The organism is Rhizobium binae (assembly GCF_017357225.1).
Classification (GTDB): Bacteria; Pseudomonadota; Alphaproteobacteria; order Rhizobiales; family Rhizobiaceae; genus Rhizobium; species Rhizobium binae.
This window is the reverse complement of the sequence record NZ_CP071605.1, coordinates 328,521-345,612: the sequence shown is the minus strand read 5'-3', so window position 1 is coordinate 345,612 and position 17,092 is coordinate 328,521. Positions and strand designations below refer to the sequence as shown.

General features: G+C 64.0%; 16 protein-coding genes. 11 read left to right on the top strand and 5 right to left on the bottom strand.

What is annotated here, in order from left to right; genetic code table 11:
- Positions 1-55: 55 nt before the first annotated feature.
- Genes J2J99_RS23610 through J2J99_RS23595 form a run of 4 tightly spaced genes read right to left on the bottom strand, consistent with a single transcriptional unit; the run spans position 56 to position 5,137 of the window.
- Positions 56-1,495, bottom strand: a complete 1,440-nt coding sequence (locus J2J99_RS23610; protein WP_168301922.1) for a coniferyl aldehyde dehydrogenase — start codon at positions 1,493-1,495, stop codon at positions 56-58.
- A 20-nt stretch (positions 1,496-1,515) separates the two neighbouring features.
- The gene (locus J2J99_RS23605; protein ID WP_168301923.1) at positions 1,516-2,622 is read right to left on the bottom strand and encodes an NAD(P)-dependent alcohol dehydrogenase; all 1,107 of its coding nucleotides are present in this window, start codon (positions 2,620-2,622) and stop codon (positions 1,516-1,518) included.
- A gap of 56 nt (positions 2,623-2,678) precedes the next feature.
- Positions 2,679-3,503 carry a p-hydroxycinnamoyl CoA hydratase/lyase gene (locus J2J99_RS23600; RefSeq protein ID WP_168301924.1) on the bottom strand — a complete coding sequence of 275 codons (825 nt, stop codon included), beginning with the start codon at positions 3,501-3,503 and terminating at the stop codon, positions 2,679-2,681.
- 50 nt (positions 3,504-3,553) lie between these two features.
- Entirely contained in the window at positions 3,554-5,137 is a 1,584-nt protein-coding gene (locus J2J99_RS23595) for an AMP-binding protein (protein ID WP_168301925.1), read from the bottom strand.
- Positions 5,138-5,335: 198 nt separating this feature from the next.
- Here J2J99_RS23595 and J2J99_RS23590 point away from each other — a divergent pair, with 198 nt between their 5' ends.
- On the top strand, positions 5,336-5,821 hold the full coding sequence (locus J2J99_RS23590; protein WP_168301926.1) for a MarR family winged helix-turn-helix transcriptional regulator: 486 nt from the start codon (positions 5,336-5,338) through the stop codon (positions 5,819-5,821).
- 142 nt (positions 5,822-5,963) lie between these two features.
- Here the strand turns inward: J2J99_RS23590 and J2J99_RS23585 are convergent, their stop codons facing one another.
- Positions 5,964-6,863: a helix-turn-helix transcriptional regulator gene (locus tag J2J99_RS23585; RefSeq protein ID WP_168301927.1), complete on the bottom strand. Its 900-nt coding sequence runs from the start codon at positions 6,861-6,863 to the stop codon at positions 5,964-5,966.
- A 264-nt stretch (positions 6,864-7,127) separates the two neighbouring features.
- On the opposite strand from J2J99_RS23585, the gene J2J99_RS23580 reads away from it, so the two are divergent.
- From J2J99_RS23580 to J2J99_RS23535, 10 genes are all read left to right on the top strand, one after another.
- Positions 7,128-8,561 (top strand): aldehyde dehydrogenase, encoded by a 1,434-nt coding sequence (locus tag J2J99_RS23580; protein WP_205919246.1) that lies wholly within the window; start codon positions 7,128-7,130, stop codon positions 8,559-8,561.
- A gap of 66 nt (positions 8,562-8,627) precedes the next feature.
- Positions 8,628-9,932 (top strand): ABC transporter substrate-binding protein, encoded by a 1,305-nt coding sequence (locus J2J99_RS23575; RefSeq protein WP_168301929.1) that lies wholly within the window; start codon positions 8,628-8,630, stop codon positions 9,930-9,932.
- 6 nt (positions 9,933-9,938) lie between these two features.
- Positions 9,939-10,691, top strand: a complete 753-nt coding sequence (locus J2J99_RS23570) for an ABC transporter ATP-binding protein (RefSeq protein ID WP_168301930.1) — start codon at positions 9,939-9,941, stop codon at positions 10,689-10,691.
- Positions 10,688-11,416 (top strand): ABC transporter ATP-binding protein, encoded by a 729-nt coding sequence (locus J2J99_RS23565; protein ID WP_168301931.1) that lies wholly within the window; start codon positions 10,688-10,690, stop codon positions 11,414-11,416. Before J2J99_RS23570 ends, J2J99_RS23565 begins: the two co-directional genes overlap by 4 nt.
- On the top strand, positions 11,413-12,327 hold the full coding sequence (locus J2J99_RS23560) for a branched-chain amino acid ABC transporter permease (RefSeq protein WP_168301932.1): 915 nt from the start codon (positions 11,413-11,415) through the stop codon (positions 12,325-12,327). Before J2J99_RS23565 ends, J2J99_RS23560 begins: the two co-directional genes overlap by 4 nt.
- A complete protein-coding gene (locus J2J99_RS23555; RefSeq protein WP_168301933.1) occupies positions 12,324-13,358 on the top strand; it encodes a branched-chain amino acid ABC transporter permease in 1,035 nt (344 codons plus the stop codon). The genes J2J99_RS23560 and J2J99_RS23555 overlap by 4 nt, the downstream gene beginning before the upstream one ends.
- Before the next feature lie 36 nt (positions 13,359-13,394).
- Positions 13,395-14,180 (top strand): coniferyl-alcohol dehydrogenase, encoded by a 786-nt coding sequence (locus J2J99_RS23550; RefSeq protein WP_168301934.1) that lies wholly within the window; start codon positions 13,395-13,397, stop codon positions 14,178-14,180.
- A gap of 24 nt (positions 14,181-14,204) precedes the next feature.
- A complete protein-coding gene (locus J2J99_RS23545) occupies positions 14,205-15,650 on the top strand; it encodes an aldehyde dehydrogenase (protein WP_168301935.1) in 1,446 nt (481 codons plus the stop codon).
- Positions 15,651-15,957: 307 nt separating this feature from the next.
- On the top strand, positions 15,958-16,203 hold the full coding sequence (locus J2J99_RS23540; RefSeq protein ID WP_425526065.1) for an erythromycin esterase family protein: 246 nt from the start codon (positions 15,958-15,960) through the stop codon (positions 16,201-16,203).
- A 493-nt stretch (positions 16,204-16,696) separates the two neighbouring features.
- Positions 16,697-16,993, top strand: coding sequence for a hypothetical protein (locus J2J99_RS23535; RefSeq protein ID WP_168301936.1), 297 nt, complete (start codon positions 16,697-16,699; stop codon positions 16,991-16,993).
- Positions 16,994-17,092 lie beyond the last annotated feature (99 nt).

Genomic DNA, 17,092 nt, shown 5'->3' with positions numbered 1-17,092 from the left:
TCGCGGCACCTTGTCTCGAAACGCAGAATGCCCCGTTCACCAGGCACACTCTCCGCTACTTGCAGATTGCGGCGGCCAGAAAGCCGCGCATCGCCTCGCCGAAAGGCGGCCGCATCATGTATTCGGCTTCCACCATCCTGCTCTGGTGATAGACGGCGCGAGGATGCGAGAAGGCGAGGAAGCCGAACTTTCCGTGATAGGCGCCCATGCCGGAATGGCCGACGCCGCCGAAGGGCAGGCCCTCGGCTGTTACGTGGCTCATGCAGTCGTTGACCGTCACGCCGCCGGAGGTCGTGTTGTCGAGCACACGGCGCTCCTCCTCGGGGTCTCGGCCGAAAAAGTAGAGCGCAAGCGGGCGCGGCTTGGCATTGATGCGGTCGATGACATCGGCGAGATTCCGATAGGCGATGACCGGCAGCACCGGCCCGAAGATCTCCTCCTGCAGCACACGCATGTCTTCCGTGGGATCGAGGATCAGGGTCGGCGGCATGCGGTGGGCCGATTGCTGGGAAAAATTCTCGGCCGCCGGGTTGATCTCGACGACACGGGCGCCCATGGCCCTGGCGTCGTCGATCAACCCCTGGACGCGGGCGTGATGGCGGGCATTGACGATCGAGGTGTAATCAGGATTTTCCTTCAATCCCGCATACATCGCGCCGACCGCGGCGACTGCATGTTCGGCGAAAGCCGCCACGCTTTCCTCGGGCACGTAGGCGTAGTCCGGCGCCAGGCAGATCTGGCCGGCATTCAGTGTCTTGACCGCCATGACCCGGCGCGCCGCATCTGCAAGATCGGCCGAACGGCCGATGACGACGGGCGACTTGCCGCCGAGTTCGAGCGTCAACGGCGTCAGGTTTTCCGCCGCCGCGCGCATGACATGATGGGCGATCGCGGTGCCGCCGGTGAAGATCAGGTGGTCGAAGGCAAGCGATGTAAAGGCCGTGCCGGTGGCCGGCCCGCCCTGAACGACGGCGATTTCCGTTTCGTCGAAGGAGCCTGCGATGAGTTGCGCCATCAAGGCTGCCGACGCCGGGGTCACCTCCGACGGCTTGATCATGGCGCGATTGCCCGCGGCGAGAATGCCGGCCAACGGGGCAAGCGCGAGCTGATAGGGGAAATTCCACGGGCTGAGTATCCCGATCACTCCTTTCGGCTGGTAGATCACCTCGGCGACCGCATCCGGGAACAAGGCCTCGTGCTGCTCGGGCTTCAGCCACTCGGCCACATTGGCCCTGGCATATTTCAGCGAACCGACGCAGGTGAAAACGTCGAGAAGCAGGCTCGCCTCGACGCTGCGGCTGCCGAAATCCTCCGATAGGGCGGCGGCAATTGCATCCTTATGATCGACGAGAAGGGCAACGACGCGATCGATGCGATCGATGCGGGTCGCAATGCTCGGCGGCCCGTCCTTCAGGAAAGACGCCTTTTGCCGGGCGAGCAGCGCCTTCATGACGTCGGGGCTGGTATCGGTCGCGATTGGGCTGACGGTGTTCATTCTTTCCTCCCTTGAAGATGTCAGGCGGCCGGCTGACGCACGACCGGTTTCAGCACGATGCCCTTTTCCGCATCCTCCACCGCCTGATTGATGTCGGCGAAATCATAGAAGGTGACGAGCCTGTCGAAGGGGAAGCGGCTCTGTCTGTGGAGGTCGATCAAAAGCGGGATCAGCACGTCGGGATTGGAATCACCCTCGACGATGCCGCGGACCCGGCGACCGCCGGACAGGATGTGGGTAAGGTCGAGCGTCAGCGTCGCACCGTGCGGCGACGCCCCGACGATGCCGCAGGTGCCACGCGGCGCCAACACCCGCACGCATTGGTCGATGACGGCGGGCACGCCGGAGGCATCGATCGCATAATCGACGCCGGCGCCGGTCAGCGCCATAATCGCGGCGACCGCATCGCCGGCCTTGGCGTCGACAATTTCTGTCGCGCCGAGCTCGGCCGCAAGCGCCAGCCGCGCTGCATTGACGTCGACCGCGATGATCCTGGAAGCGCCGACGACCCGCGCCGCCATGACGGCGGCAAGGCCGACCGACCCCATGCCAAAAACCGCAAGCACTTTCCCCGGCTCGACCTTCAGCGCATTCATGACCGCGCCGGCGCCGGTCTGGATGCCGCAGGCGAGCGGCCCGAGCAGCGCCAGATCGACGTCCTCAGGCACTTTCACGATGTTGCGCTCATGGCAGAGCGCATGGCTCGCAAAAGAGGACTGTCCGAAAATATTGCCGTTCACCCGCTCTCCCCCGTGGGAGAGCCCGCTCGAACCATCGGCCCGCGAACCGAAGAAATTGCGCGGGAAGAATTCGTGGCAATAGGTCTCCTCGTGATCGTTGCAGCTCGGGCAGTGACCGCAGGAATTGAAGGTCATGACCACATGATCGCCCGGCTTCACCTTGGCGACACCGGGGCCGACGCGCTCGACGATGCCGGCGCCCTCATGGCCGAGCACCACCGGCTGCGGCACCGGCAGGTGCTGGTCGCGCATGACGATGTCGGTGTGGCAAACCCCTGTTGCGACGACGCGGACCAGGATTTCCCCCTCGCGCGGCTCTTCCAGATCGAGGCTCTCCAGCGAAAACGGCATATGCGGCGCTCGCGCCACCGCGGCATGGATCTTCATTTCATTCTCCCCCCCGATTATTTATCTGCGACCGGCCCGGCAAGCCGGGCCTGACCTCAGCGGTCGCGCTTATAGGCGCCGAGCCCGGGCTGATAGGTCTTGTCGTCGAGGAACTGCTTCAGCCCCTCGTCGCGCCCCTTGGTCTTGTCGAGAAACAGCATCTGCTCCAGTTTGGCGTAGATGTAGTCGTCAGCGAGATCCCACGGCAGATTGCGGACGCGCTTGTAGGTGTCCTTGGCCGCCTTCAGCGTCACCGGGTTCTTTTCCAGCAGGCTGGCGCAGATCTTGCGCACGCGGGCTTCGAGTTCCGCCAGCGGTACAGCCTCGTTGACGAGGCCCATTTCGGCGGCCTTGCGCCCACCGAACAATTCGCCGGTCATGATGTAATAAAGGGCATCGCGATGGCGCATCACCTCGGCGACGGCGCGCGTGACGTTGCCGCCCGGCAGAATGCCCCAGTTGATCTCCGAGAGGCCGAAATTCGCTTCCTCGGCAGCGATGGCGAGATCGCAGGAAACGAGTGGCGTGAAGGCACCGCCGAAGCACCAGCCGTTGACCATCGCGATCGTCGGCTTTTCGAAATACATCAGCCGGCCCCACCAGCCGCCGGATTGGCGCCGCGCCTTCAGCGTGGCGTCGCGCGGCTTGTCGTCGTTGTCGCGGAAATACTCCTTCAAATCCATTCCGGCGGACCAGGACTCGCCGGCGCCGCGCAGGACGAGGACGCCACAGCGCTCGTCGCCTTCGAGTTCGTCGAGCACTTCGAGCATCCTGGCATTGAGTGCAGGATTCATCGCATTGCGCTTTTCCGGTCTGTTGAGGGTCACGAATGCGATGCCGCTGTCGAATTCGACCAGAACCGGCGATGTCTTTTCAGTCATGGGTCACTCCATTGGTTTCGGCATGATGCCGGGGTCGGCGTCACAAGGCCTCACAAGGCCTGTCGTTGAAGGGCTTCGGAATGGAACTGGCGCAGCACATGTTTCTGCACCTTACCGGAGGCGGTGCGGGGGATGGCGTCGACAAGAAGGATGCGCGCCGGGCGTTTGAAGGCGGCAAGCCTTGCCGCGCAATGGCCGGCGATGACCTCGCTCGTTGCTGCAGCACCCGGCCGCAGCACGACACAGGCAATGCCGCATTCGCCCCATCTGTCGTCGGGAACGCCGACGACAGCGACATCGAGAATATCGGGGTGGCTTGAGAGCGCCGCCTCGACCTCGGCGGGATAAACATTCTCGCCGCCGCTGATATACATGTCCTTCAACCGGTCGACGATGCGATAGAAACCGTTGGCTTCGCGCCGGCCGAGATCGCCCGTCCGATACCAGCCGTCGGCGAAGGCGGCGGCCGTCTCTGCCGGCTTGTTCCAATAGCCCGGCGTCACCGCCGGCCCGCGCAGCCAGAGCTCGCCGATTTCGCCGTCCCCGACGTCGCGGCCATCCTCGCCGACGATACGGATGTCGAGCAGCGGCGCGGGAAGACCGACGCTGCCGGGATTTTCCTGCACCGCGCGCCGGTCGATCGGCACGTGCAGCACGGTTCCCGCCTCGCTCATGCCATAACCGTTGACCAGCGCGACGCCGTCCTCGATATAGCTTTCGATCAGCGCCCGCGTCAGCGGCGCACCGCCGACGAACAGCGCATGCAGGCCTGAAAGGGCGGTGGCGCTATAGGCAGGGTCGTTGCGCAGGGCGAGCGCGATCTGCGGCACGGCGAAATAGTGGGTGACGGCGTGCTGCCGGTCTGAAAGGGCGGCAAGCGTTCGCGCCGGCGTGAAGCGATCGGAGACGACGAGCGTGCCGCCCAGCATCAACGTCGTGCGCGCCACCGCGATCAGCCCGATCGTGTGGAAGAACGGCAGGTCGCAGAGCGCGACGGAGCCCTGCCCGATCTCTCCGACGAAGGAGAAATTGACGGCGGCGAAGAAGGCGTTGCGGCGGGTGATGACGACGCCCTTCGGCTGTCCCGTCGTGCCCGACGTGTAGAGAAGAACGCAAGGCTGATCCGCGTCGCAAGACACGGGAGCCGCCGGAAGGCTCGCCTCGATCCGTGCCGCAAGCCCGGCCGGTCCGTCGGCCGTCGATATCACCATCATCTCGGATTCAGCCGCGGCGATGTCCGCTGCCGTGGCGGCAAACTCGTCATCGCGAACCAGGAGTGCCGGGGCGCAATCGGCAAGAATCGGGCGAAGCTCGGCGGCGTTGAGGCGCCAGTTCAGCGGCACGTAAATGGCGTTGGCGCGCTGGCAGGCAAAGGCTAGCACGATGGAATCCATCGCATTGCGCGCCAGCATGGCAACACGGGCGCCGTCCCGGCGCGGACCGAGCACCGCACCGAGAAACCCCGCGCAGCGGGCGATCCGCAGATCGAGCTCGGCATAGGTCATTTGCCGGCCGGTGGCGATTTCGAACAGTGCCCGACGATCCGGCGCGACGCGGGCGCGGTAAAGGACCGGATCATCGGTGACGAGCCCGCAATCCGCCGACGAAACCACCCCGGAAAAGGAATGCGCCATTTTCTCCTCCCATGCCAGCCGCTCCTCCGACAGGCATCAATTTTGTATGTAACACATACTAATATTTTTCTCCGACAATGCAAGAGGCTGTTCACGGCAAATCCTGTCATTTGATTTCAGGCAGGGGAATCGGCATAGCGGATATTGACTAACCCGCTGATATTGATGGTTATGACGCTTGACGATGCGAGAGGAACGATGGCTGCAAAACCGCCGCAGGATGATTTAGAAGGCGAAGAGACCACGCTGGCGCCGCCGCTCGACGTCGGCCGGCTTGGCGATCTCCTGGGCTTTCACCTGCGTATGGCGCATGTCGCGATCTATCGCGATTTCGCAGCAACCATGGAGGAGCTGGGGCTGACGCAGAAGCAGCTTGCTGTGATGGAACTGCTGGCCGGCAATCCGGGCGCATCGCAGATCGACCTCGCCAATACGCTCGGCACCGACCGCGCCACCATGATGGCTCTAGTCAACCGCCTGGCCGGCCGCGACTTCATCGAACGCCGCCCTTCCGCGGCAGACCGCCGCCGTCAGGAACTGCATCTGACGCCGGCCGGTCACGCGATGCTCGTGCAGGCGCGCGAGCGGATCGACCGGCACGAACAGCGTTTCATCACCCTGTTTTCACGCGAGGAAATGGACGGGCTGCTTGCCGCGCTGAAGCGGATTTACAGGGGGAACTGATCGGCTCTCTCCCGGAGCCTGCCTAGCCAGGCTCCAGAGTATGATGCCGAAACCTGTGAGCGGTTTTCGGACGACATCATGTCTAACTCTCTCATTTAGAACAGGATTCAGATTTTAGGCCGCCTAAAATCTGAATCCTGTTCTAGGGCCAGTCGGCGTAGCCCGACGATAGCATGCTGTTTTCCGAGCCGGCGGAAGCGCGGGCGATCTGGCGATAGCCGGCAGGCGAAAGGCCGGTCTTGCGCTTGAAGAAATGGCTGAAATAGGTCGGATCGCGAAAGCCGAGACTGTCGGAGATTTCCTGGATGTTGCGGGCCGAGCGCTCCAACCTGAGCTTCGCCTCCTGCACCACGCGCTCGTGCAAAAGCTGGATCGGCGAGCGGCCAAGCGTCCTCTGACAGATGGAATGAAGCCTGTCGGCCGTGACGCCGAGTTCGGCGGCATATTCGCTGATCGGCCGGTGCCTGCGGAAACCGGCCTCGACGAGCTGGCGATATCGCTGCAGGATCGATCCGGTTTCGCCCTGCCCGCGCTGCTCGCTTCTCTCGCCGTCGCAGCCGCGCCAGAGCGCCATCAGCGTCAGCCTGATATAGGAGGATGCGACCATCCAGGAGGCGCGGGCGGGATCGCCGAGCTCCCGCACGAAGCCCGTAACCAACGGAGCGATCTCCGCCACCAGCAGGGGATCCGCCGATTCGACGACCTTGCGCTGCTCGGTGAAGATGCGCAGCGAATAGGATTCCACCTTGTCTCCGATCGCATCGACCATGATCTGCGGCGACACCCCGACCAGATGGGCCGCGGTTCCCGCAGCGATCGACAGATCGCAACGGGCCTGCGGCGGCAGGAAGGCAATCAGCGGCCCGTGCAGCGGCCGGTCTTCCCCATTGTCGAAATGAAGCTCTCCCCTCCCCTCGCCGAGCAGGAGGAAATGATGGAAGTCGGCATAGAGCCCCTTTTGAAAACGAATGCGCCGGTGCGAGAGCGACGGCCCATGCCACTCGCCTCTCGCATAGTGGTGAATCCCCCCGTCCATCGCCACCGCATCTCCTCCTGCTCCCGGCAAACATTGGGCCAATCGCCGGATAATTACAATATTAACCCAGTAAATCGCATTCCATCCTGAAACGATCGGCGTAACCTCATTGTCATCAGCCTTTGGGAGGAGGCACTTCAACAGATGCAGGACGGTCGGGCGGCGTTTTGGCCGCGGCCTCCGCTCGTCTTCCCCCGCGGCAAAAACTAAGAGCCTGCTGGCCGCGCCAGCTGGGAATGGACGGGGAAAACTGTGTTCTCGGCGAAGCTGATGATCAACAACGAGGCGGTGGATGCGGCCGACGGAGCGAGCTTCGAACGCATCGACCCGCTGTCGGGCGATGTCGCGACGATCGCCTCGGCAGGCTCCCCCGCCGATATGGCAAGGGCGGCCAACGCCGCCGCAGCCGCCTTCCCGGACTGGTCGCAGACCGGACCAGGCGAACGGCGAAGGCTGCTCAACGCCGCCGCCGATATTCTCGAAGCCCGCGCCCCCGAACTCATCGAAGCCATGACCAGCGAGACCGGCGCCACCACACAATGGGCGGCGATCAATTGCGGCCTCGGCTCGGATATTTTTCGCGAGGCGGCGGCGATGACGACGCAAATCGCAGGTGAGCTTATTCCGTCAGGCATTCCGGGCAGCATGGCCATGGCGGTGCGCCAGCCGGCCGGCGTCTGCGTCGGTATCGCTCCCTGGAATGCGCCGATCATCCTCGGCACCCGCGCCGTCGCCATGCCGCTTGCCTGCGGCAACACGGTCGTCCTCAAGGCCTCCGAGCTCTGCCCGAAGACCCACGGGCTGATCGGCGACGTCCTGCGCGACGCCGGCTTTCCGCGCGGCGTCGTCAATGTTGTCTCCAATGCGCCAAGTGACGCCGCCGCCGTCGTCGATGCACTGATCGCCCATCCGGCCGTCCGCCGCATCAACTTCACCGGTTCCACGCGTGTCGGCAGGATCATCGCCGAAGCGTCGGCACGGCATCTTAAGCGCTGCCTGCTCGAACTCGGCGGCAAGGCGCCGTTTATCGTTCTCGCCGACGCCGATATCGACGAGGCGGTCAGCGCCGCCGCCTTCGGCGCCTTCATGAACCAGGGCCAGATCTGCATGTCGACCGAGCGGATCATTCTGATGGACGAAATCGCTAACGGCTTCGTCGGCAAATTCAGGACAAAGGCCTCAACGCTCGTCGCCGGCAATCCCAAGGACGGCAACACGCCGCTCGGCACACTGATCAATGCAGAGGCCGTGCGCCGCGTGCGCTCGCTGATCGACGACGCCGTGCAAAAAGGCGCGGTCCTCGTCTGCGGCGGCGAGGCGCATGGCACGCTGATGGATGCGACCGTCATCGATCACGTGACGCCCGCCATGCGCATCTATCGCGAGGAGAGCTTCGGGCCGGTCGCGGCGATCATCCGCGTCGGCAGCATCGATGAGGCCGTGACCGTCGCCAACGACAATGAATACGGGCTCTCCGCAGCAGTCTTCGGTGGCGACGTCAATGCCGCGCTCGCAGTCGCCATGCGGCTCGAATCCGGCATCTGCCACATCAACGAGGCGACCGTGTCCGACGAGCCCCAAATGCCGTTCGGCGGCGTCAAATCGAGCGGCTACGGCCGCTTCGGCGGCAAGGCCGCGATCGATGAATTTTCCGAGCTCCGGTGGGTCACCATCGCATCGGGAAAACGACAATATCCGATCTGACGGCAGAGCGGCGGGAATGAACAGGAAACGGGCGGGAGGCCCGCACCAAGAGGGAGGAACAATTTCATGAGCAGGACATTCAACACGGCGTCTCTCACACGCCGCTCTTTCATCGCATCGGCCGCAGCAGGCAGCGCGGCGCTCGCGCTTTCCGGGCGCACGGCTTTCGCCGAGAGCGGCGACACGCTGAAGGTCGGCTTCATCAGCCCGCGCACCGGCCCGCTCGGCGGCTTCGGCGAAACGGACGGATATGTGCTCGATCTCGCACGCAAGGCGCTGGCGAACGGCCTGCAGGCCGGCGGCAAGACCTGGAAGGTGGAAATCCTCGACCAGGACACCCAATCCGATCCCTCGCGCGCCGGCCAGCTGGCGAAGGAGCTGATCAACAACCAGGCGATCGACCTGATGCTCGCCGTCTCGACGCCCGAAACAATCAATCCGGTGGCCGACGCCTGCGAGGCGGCCGGCGTGCCTTGCCTTTCGACCGTCATGCCGTGGGAGGCCTGGTATTTCGGCCGCGGCGCCAAGCCGGGCGCGCCCTCGCCCTTCAAATGGACCTATCATTTCGGCTTCGGCGTCGAAGAATTCCACAAGGCCTATGTTTCGCAGTGGAGCCTGATCGAGACCAACAAGAAGGTCGGGGTCATGTATCCCAACGATGCCGACGGCAATGCGATCCGCGCCCATCTGGCCCCCGCACTTGCCAAGGCGGGCTTCACCATCGTCGATCCAGGCGCTTATGAAACCGGCACCACCGATTTCTCGGCGCAGATCGCCCTCTTCCGGCAGGAAGGTGTCGAGATCTTCAACTCCTTCCCCATCCCGCCCGACTTCGCCGCCTTCTGGCGTCAGGCCGCCCAGCAGGGCCTCACCCAGCAGATCAAGATCTGCCAGGTCGCGAAAACCGGCCTCTTCCCTTCCGATATCGAGGCGCTCGGCGATCTCGGCATGAACATCGCCAGCGCCGCCTATTGGCACAAGGCCTTCCCCTACAAATCCACACTGACCGGCGTCTCGGGAACCGGGCTTGCCGACGGCTATGAAGCGGCAAGCGGCAAGCAGTGGACCCAGCAGCTCGGCGCCAGCCTCGCGCTTCTCGACGCCGGCTTCGACGCGCTGAAGGCAAGCAGCGACGCCAAGAGCAAGGAGGCCGTCGCCAAGGCGATCGCCACGCTGAAGACCACGACGATCGCCGGCAAGGTCGACTTCACCAGCGGTCCGGTCGCCAATGTCTCGCCCGGACCGATCATCGGCACGCAATGGGTAAAGGCGGCGCCGGGTTCGAAATTCGCGCTCGACTACGTCGTCACCGAAAACGCCACCGACCCCAACGTCCCGGTCGGCGCCAAGCTCATCGCTTACAACGGATAACGCACGGTGCACCAGGAAGCTCAAAATCGGCCGGGAGGAGCCTTTCTCTCGGCCAGGGGAATCCACAAGCGGTTCGGCGCGCTCGTGGTGCTGGAAGATCTCGATTTTTCCATGGGCGATGGTGATGCAGTCGGCATCGTCGGGCCGAACGGCGCCGGCAAGACGACGCTGCTCTCCGTGCTCGCCGGCGCCTTCCCGCCGAGCGCGGGCACGATCACCTTCGATGGCGCCGACGTCACCAGCCGGACTGCGGCGGAGCGCTGCCATTCGGGGCTGGTGCGGACCCATCAGATCCCGAAGCCCTTCAGCGGCATGACGACGTTCGAAAACGTCTTCGTCGCCGCCTCCCATGGCAAGGCAGCAAGCCGCGACGAAGCCTATGAGCGGGTGGTGGATTCGCTTTCGCTCTGCGGCATGCTCGGCGTGGCCAACCGCCCGGCCGACACCCTCGGCCTGCTCGATCGCAAACGTCTGGAGCTTGCCCGCGCGCTTGCCACGCAGCCGCGGCTGCTGCTGCTCGACGAGATCGGCGGCGGGCTCACCGACGGCGAAGCGAGTGAGCTCGTGGAAACCATTCTCGAATTGCGCCGCCGCGGTATCGGCATCGTCTGGATCGAGCATATCGTCCATATCCTGCTGCAGGTGGCGCAACGGCTGATCTGCATGGATGCCGGCCGGATCATCGCCGATGGTGAGCCGAAAGTGGTCATGAGCAACGCCGAAGTCGTCAAGGCCTATCTTGGAGGAACGCCGGCATGAGCCTTCTCTCCATCCGCAACCTCGACGTCCGCCATGGCCTTTTGCAGGCGGTGCGCGGCGTCAGCTTCGATATCGCCAAGGGCGAGGTGCTGGCGCTGGTCGGCGCCAACGGCGCGGGCAAGACGACGCTGCTTCGATCGATCGCCGGCGCTCACCTTCCCGCCTCCGGCGAGATCCTTCTCGACGGCGAGGACCTCGCCGCCGTCCCCTCCCACAAGCGGATCGCCAGGGGCATCGCCCTGGTGCCGGAAGGCCGGCGCCTATTTTCACAGATGACCGTCGAGGAGAACCTGCTTCTCGGAAAGAGCTGCGGGAGGAAGGGCGAGTGGAGCGTCGATCGCGTCCTCGACGCCTTTCCGAACCTGAAGCCCCGCCGCCGTGCCAAGACGGGCCACCTCTCGGGCGGGGAGCAGCAGGCGACCGCCATCGGTCGTGCGCTGATGAGCAACCCCGATATCCTGCTGCTGGACGAAGTCTCACTCGGGCTTTCGCCGCTCGTCGTCGACCGCGTCTATGCCCAGTTGCAAGCCCTGCTCACATCGGGGACGACAATCGTGCTCGTCGAGCAGGATCTCGCCCGCGCCATGAGCGTCGCAAGCCGCATCCTCTGCATGCTGGAAGGACGCATCGTGCTCGACAGGCCGGCGGCGGCCGTCACCCGCGAGCACGTCACCCAGGCGTATTTCGGATTGCACCGGGCGGCCGGCGAGAGGAGCGCATCATGATCAATTCCCTGATACAGGGCATCCTGCTCGGCGGCTATTACGCCGTCATCGCCTGCGGACTGTCCTTCATGTTTTCAGTCATGCGGATCATCAATCTCGCGCATGGCAGCCTGGCGATCGCCGCCGCCTACGGGCTGTGGCTGCTTGCCGCCAAAGCCGGCATTCCGCCCTTCGCTGGCCTGCTGATCGTGCTGCCGGTCATTGCCGTCCTCGGCTGGCTGCTCCAGCGCTTCATCCTCGAACGCAGCGCCCGCGGCGGCACGCTCTTGCCGATCCTGACGACCTTCGGCCTGTCGATCGTCATCGACAACCTGCTGTTCGAGCAGTTCGGCGCCGACACACGGTCGCTCGCGCCCTTCATCGGCAATCTCTCCTACGCGTCGTGGCAGCTGCCGGGTCACATCTTCGTCGGCAAGCTCGCCGTGATGATGATGGTGACGGCGATCCTCCTGCTTGGCGCGCTGCAGTTCTTCCTCAGCCACTTTGCGCTCGGCCGCGCCATCCGCGCCACCGCCGAAGATCCCGATACGGCAGGGCTCGTCGGTATCGATGCACTCCGCGTCAATGCCGTCGCCACCGCAATCACCATGGTCACGATCGGAATCGCCGGCGCCTTTCTCGGAATGCGGGCGACCTTCAGCCCCTATGCCGGCGGGCCGCAGCTGCTCTTCGCCTTCGAGACGGCCGTGATCGGCGGAGCCGGTTCGCTCTGGGGCACGCTTGCCGGCGGCATCGTTCTCGGGCTTGCCCAATCGCTCGGCGCGCAGCTGCATCCGCAAGGCTTCCTGATTGGCGGCCATGCCGTGTTCCTGCTCGTGCTTTTCATCAGGCTGTCCCGGTCGGGCATGCCCCTCCTCGATAAACTCGGCGCATATCTCAAACCTCGCGCGCGTCTCCGGAGCCCGACATGACCTCCCATTCCTTCGCCTCCGACGGCATGTCGATAGAACGCTGGACGAAATCGTCGCGGGTGGCGCTCGGCTCGATGGCCGCAGTGCTTGCCTTGCTGGCGCTTGCCCCCGCCATCCTCGGCGCCGGTGCGATCGACCGGATGACGGCACTATTCATCTATGTGATCCTCGCCGCCATGTGGAATGCGCTCGCCGGTTTCGGCGGCCTCGTCTCGGTCGGCCAGCAGGTGTTTTTCGGCCTCGGCGCCTATTTCACCATTCGCCTCGCCGATGCCGGCCTCGATCCCTTCTTCTCGGTCTTTGCCGCCGCCGTGGTGACCGGCGCGCTGTCGATCCCGCTTTCGCTGTTCATGCTGCGGCTGAAGGGCGGCGAATTCGCGATCGGCATGTGGGTCGTGGCCGAACTCGCCCACCTGCTCGTCAATCTCGACCGGCTTATCCAGGGCGAGACGGGGACCTCACTGATCTCGCTCAACCTCTATGACAGCGGCATGCGGCGGGCGGCGATCTATTGGCTTGCGCTCGCCTCCATGGCGGCCCTGCTCGGCGCGCTCTTCATGCTGATGAGGAGCCGTGCAGGCGCCGCCATGCAGGCAATCCGCGACAATGAGGAGGCGGCAAGCTCGGTCGGCGTGCGGGTCACGGCAACCAAGCGGCTGCTCTTCGTGCTTGCCGCCTTCGGCATCGCCGTCGCCGGCGGCCTGTGGCTCGCGGCCGCCACGACCTTCCAGCCAAAGACCTATTTCAGTGTCCAGTGGACCGCCTACATGATCTTCATGGTGCTCGTCGGCGGCATCGGCAAGTTTGAAGGCGCGATCCTCGGCGCCATCCTGTTCTTCGTCATCGAGACCTTCTTCGGCGGTACCGGCGTCTGGTATCTGATCGGCCTGGGCGCCACCGCCCTGATCTTCTCCCTCTACCTCCCACGCGGGCTCTGGGGCGAAATCGAACGCCGCTTCGATTTCCAGCTTCTGCCCGTCGGCTACCGGCTGAAACTTCCCGGTCCGAACAAGATCAAATGGGAAGAATGAGCCTGCCTCCGGTTTCTCCTGCGAAAGGTGACATGCATGCTTTTTGGTAAAACGATCCTGGTAACAGGTGTAGCGTCCGGCATCGGCGCACGCACGGCGGAACTGGCCGGCCAGATGGGCGCCGAGGTGATCGGCGTCGACGTGCGCGAACCCGCAAATGGAAGTTCCGCCTTCGTCAGGGGCGATCTGTCCACGCCATCGGGCGTCGCCGAGATCATCGCGCAGCTTCCGCCGCGTCTCGACGCGCTCGCCAATGTCGCCGGCCTTTCCGGCAGCACCGGCATCGTCTCGACGCTCGCCGTCAATTTCTACGGCCTTCGCGCCCTGTCGGAAGCTGTGGCACCGCGCCTGCGCGAGGGCGGCGCCATCATCAACGTCGCCTCGATTGCCGGCTATGGCTGGCGCGCCAATCTCGCGCGGGCAAAGATCCTGACCGGCATTGAAGGCTTTCCCGATGTCGCGGCGGTCGCCGCCGAACACGGCATCAGGGACGAGGAAGGCTATCCGCTTTCCAAGGAACTGCTGCTGCTTTGGACCATGCGCGCGGCCCATCAGCCCCTGTTCAAGGACCGTGGCATCCGCGTCAATGCGGTGAGCCCGGGGCCGGTGGAAACGCCGATCCTCAAACAGTTCCGCGCCGTGCTTGGCGATGCGAGGGTCGACAGCGACATCACCCGCGTCGGCCGCGCCGGCACCGCCGCCGATATCGCGCCCGCCGTCCTCTTTCTCTGCTCGGATGGCGCACGCTGGATCAATGGCGCCAATCTTGCCGCCGACGGCGGCCTCGAAGCATCCATCAATGCCGAAGTGCTCGGCTTCTAGTTCTTTCCCTGAGGAGACCTCGCCATGAATATTTCCCTTCTCATCAACGGCACGGACCGCGCAGCCGCCGGCGGCCGCACCTATGATCGCCTCGATCCCTTCACCGAAAAGCTCGCGAGCCGCGCGGCCGCCGCAAGCCCGGAGGATGTCGCCGCCGCCGTCGACGCCGCCTCTGCCGCCTTCGCCACCTGGTCGAAAACCGGCCCCGGCCAACGCCGCGCGATCCTGATGAAGGCGGCCGATATCATGGATGCCAAGGTGGGCGAATTTACACAACTGATGATCGAAGAGACAGGCGCGACAGCGCCCTGGGCCGGCTTCAACGTCATGCTGGCCGCCAATATTCTGCGCGAGGCCGGCGCTATGACGACGCAGATATCAGGCGAGATCATTCCCTCTGACAAGCCCGGCGCACTCGCCATGGGCGTCCGTCAGGCCGCGGGCGTGTGCCTTGCCATCGCTCCGTGGAATGCGCCCGTCATCCTCGCAACCCGGGCCATCGCCATGCCGATCGCCTGCGGCAATTCCGTCATCCTCAAGGCTTCGGAACAATGCCCGGGCACGCACCGGCTGATCGCCACCGTATTGACGGAAGCAGGCCTGCCAGCCGGCGTGATCAACGTCATCACCAACGCGCCGGAGGATGCGCCTGAAATCGTCACGGCGCTGATCGCCCATCCCGCCGTCAGGCGGGTGAACTTCACCGGCTCGACCAAGGTCGGCAGGATCATTGCAGAGACCTGCGGCAAATATCTCAAGCCCGCCCTTCTCGAACTCGGCGGCAAGGCGCCGCTTGTGATCCTCGACGATGCCGATATCGACGGCGCCGTGAACGCCGCCATCTTCGGCGCCTTCATGCATCAGGGACAGATCTGTATGTCGACCGAGCGGATCATCGTCGACGAGACGATCGCCGATCAGTTCGTCGCCAAACTCGCCGCCCGCGCCAGCCAGCTGCCGGCCGGCGACCCGCGCGGCCACGTCGTGCTCGGCTCGCTGATCAGCCTCGACGCCGCCAAAAAAATGGAAGAACTGATCGCCGATGCGACGGCCAAGGGCGCAAAACTCGTGGCCGGCGGCAAACGCTCGGGCACTGTGGTCGAGGCCACACTGCTCGATTACGTCACGCCTGGCATGCGCGTTTATGCGGAAGAATCCTTCGGTCCGGTCAAGCCGATCATTCGCGTCTCCGGCGAAGAGGAAGCGATCCGTATTGCCAACGACACCGAATACGGCCTGTCATCCGCAGTCTTCAGCCGCGACGTCCAGCGGGCCATGGCAGTCGCGGCGCGGATCGAATCCGGCATCTGCCACATCAATGGTCCGACGGTGCATGATGAGGCGCAAATGCCCTTCGGCGGCGTCAAGGGCAGCGGCTACGGCCGCTTCGGCGGCAAGGCGGCGATCGCCGAATTCACAGACCTGCGCTGGATCACGGTCGAGGATTCCGCCCAGCATTATCCTTTCTGACCGGACGGTGTCGCCTGCGACGGCGGGGCACGCCATGACCGCGATTGCGGCTATGGCGCCGGCCGTCCACGCTCCGATGACTTGCATAGATGCTCGCGGTTTTCAGCGCCGGGAACATTGCCCGCCGCGCCGCAAATATGCTCGACTGGAAGGTTTCCATTCCAAAGGGCGCGTCCAGATGAAGGCCCAGAAGGGCTGGGTACGCTGACCGGCAAGGTCGAATGGCAGTATCGAAAGAATGCCGATCCCAGGGATGCAGTCTAAAATGGTCGTGTGGCTGCGGTAGTCTCGCGCGGGGGACGGCCCGATTTGGCAGGGCCTCACCCGCGCCAATCAACACGACGATCTCCGCCGCGTCATCGCGGAGCCGCGGCTTGAACGCTACATCGGCGTTATCTACCGGCCCGAGACGGAGCGCTGGAGTCACTACAGCCACGCTTCGCTGCCCGACCAGTACGATGCGTTCGCATGGTTCGACAGGACATCCGCAGTGACTCCGTTGGCAACTCAGGTTGCCACCGGAGAGGACGAGACTTGTTCCTTCGGCCTGTAGGCCACGCGTTCGCAATAGCAGGGGCGTCGGGCGCCCGCCCATCGTGAAGCGTCAACCTCACACACCGCGCTCCAGTTCTCCTTCGTCTCAAGTTGACTCGAAACCTTGCCGGCCTGAGATCTCTTCAACCCAGATTCCAAAGAAGATGGGTTCGTGTGCCTTTCCGGTCGCCCCCTTTCCGGGGTGAGGGCGCCAGGTTCCCGCCGCGATATGCCACTCCAACGGCGATGTTGCTGCGAAGATGCATGTTGATGAGGCAATTCCGCAAATCATCGTTCGAACCTCTCTTGACGCAGGTGTTAATTCCGATGGCATCGCAGGCCCGAGCTTGCTCGAGGATTATTGCAGGCACATCTCCGGACTTGATCCAGCTCAACGACTGTCTGGATATGGGCCAGTATTCCTTTGGCGGCCCGCCTGTCATATTTCCGGCCTGGGCCCATCAAGAAAGAGAGATTTACGAGGTCATAGTAAGAAAACCGAGGAGCAACCAATGCAACATTCTAATCCAGAAGCCAATCCGCGGGCCCCGGTCAGCCGGTATGGAGATAAGTCCGGCATCGCTGATGGCAGAGTTCCCGATTTCCGTCTGCAAAAGAGCGACGACGGCGACTGGCAAGTACTTGTTATAAGCGTCAGAGGATCATATTGGCTGCGCGCCAACCATATCGAGCTTTGCGACGATGGAAAACGCATGAATCTATCGGGAGCCAATGCTTTCCTTCGCGAAGCGCGAAGAGACGGTTTCAAGACCGAGTACGTCGGCCCGAATGGTGCCGCCATCATCTAACGTCAAAGGATCTTACTCTTGAGATTCAAATCCGAGGCGACGTCCGCCGCGACCCCGTCCGCTGAGCCTCCAATCGCTCCAGGTCTTCGCGACGGGTCG

What these genes read in the sequence shown, in the direction of transcription:
- J2J99_RS23610 (WP_168301922.1), bottom strand. Translation starts at nt 1,495, where the DNA reads ATGAACACCGTCAGCCCAATCGCGACCGATACCAGCCCCGACGTCATG.
- J2J99_RS23605 (WP_168301923.1), bottom strand. Translation starts at nt 2,622, where the DNA reads ATGAAGATCCATGCCGCGGTGGCGCGAGCGCCGCATATGCCGTTTTCG.
- J2J99_RS23600 (WP_168301924.1), bottom strand. Translation starts at nt 3,503, where the DNA reads ATGACTGAAAAGACATCGCCGGTTCTGGTCGAATTCGACAGCGGCATC.
- J2J99_RS23595 (WP_168301925.1), bottom strand. Translation starts at nt 5,137, where the DNA reads ATGGCGCATTCCTTTTCCGGGGTGGTTTCGTCGGCGGATTGCGGGCTC.
- J2J99_RS23590 (WP_168301926.1), top strand. Translation starts at nt 5,336, where the DNA reads ATGGCTGCAAAACCGCCGCAGGATGATTTAGAAGGCGAAGAGACCACG.
- J2J99_RS23580 (WP_205919246.1), top strand. Translation starts at nt 7,128, where the DNA reads ATGATCAACAACGAGGCGGTGGATGCGGCCGACGGAGCGAGCTTCGAA.
- J2J99_RS23575 (WP_168301929.1), top strand. Translation starts at nt 8,628, where the DNA reads ATGAGCAGGACATTCAACACGGCGTCTCTCACACGCCGCTCTTTCATC.
- J2J99_RS23565 (WP_168301931.1), top strand. Translation starts at nt 10,688, where the DNA reads ATGAGCCTTCTCTCCATCCGCAACCTCGACGTCCGCCATGGCCTTTTG.
- J2J99_RS23560 (WP_168301932.1), top strand. Translation starts at nt 11,413, where the DNA reads ATGATCAATTCCCTGATACAGGGCATCCTGCTCGGCGGCTATTACGCC.
- J2J99_RS23555 (WP_168301933.1), top strand. Translation starts at nt 12,324, where the DNA reads ATGACCTCCCATTCCTTCGCCTCCGACGGCATGTCGATAGAACGCTGG.
- J2J99_RS23550 (WP_168301934.1), top strand. Translation starts at nt 13,395, where the DNA reads ATGCTTTTTGGTAAAACGATCCTGGTAACAGGTGTAGCGTCCGGCATC.
- J2J99_RS23545 (WP_168301935.1), top strand. Translation starts at nt 14,205, where the DNA reads ATGAATATTTCCCTTCTCATCAACGGCACGGACCGCGCAGCCGCCGGC.
- J2J99_RS23535 (WP_168301936.1), top strand. Translation starts at nt 16,697, where the DNA reads ATGCAACATTCTAATCCAGAAGCCAATCCGCGGGCCCCGGTCAGCCGG.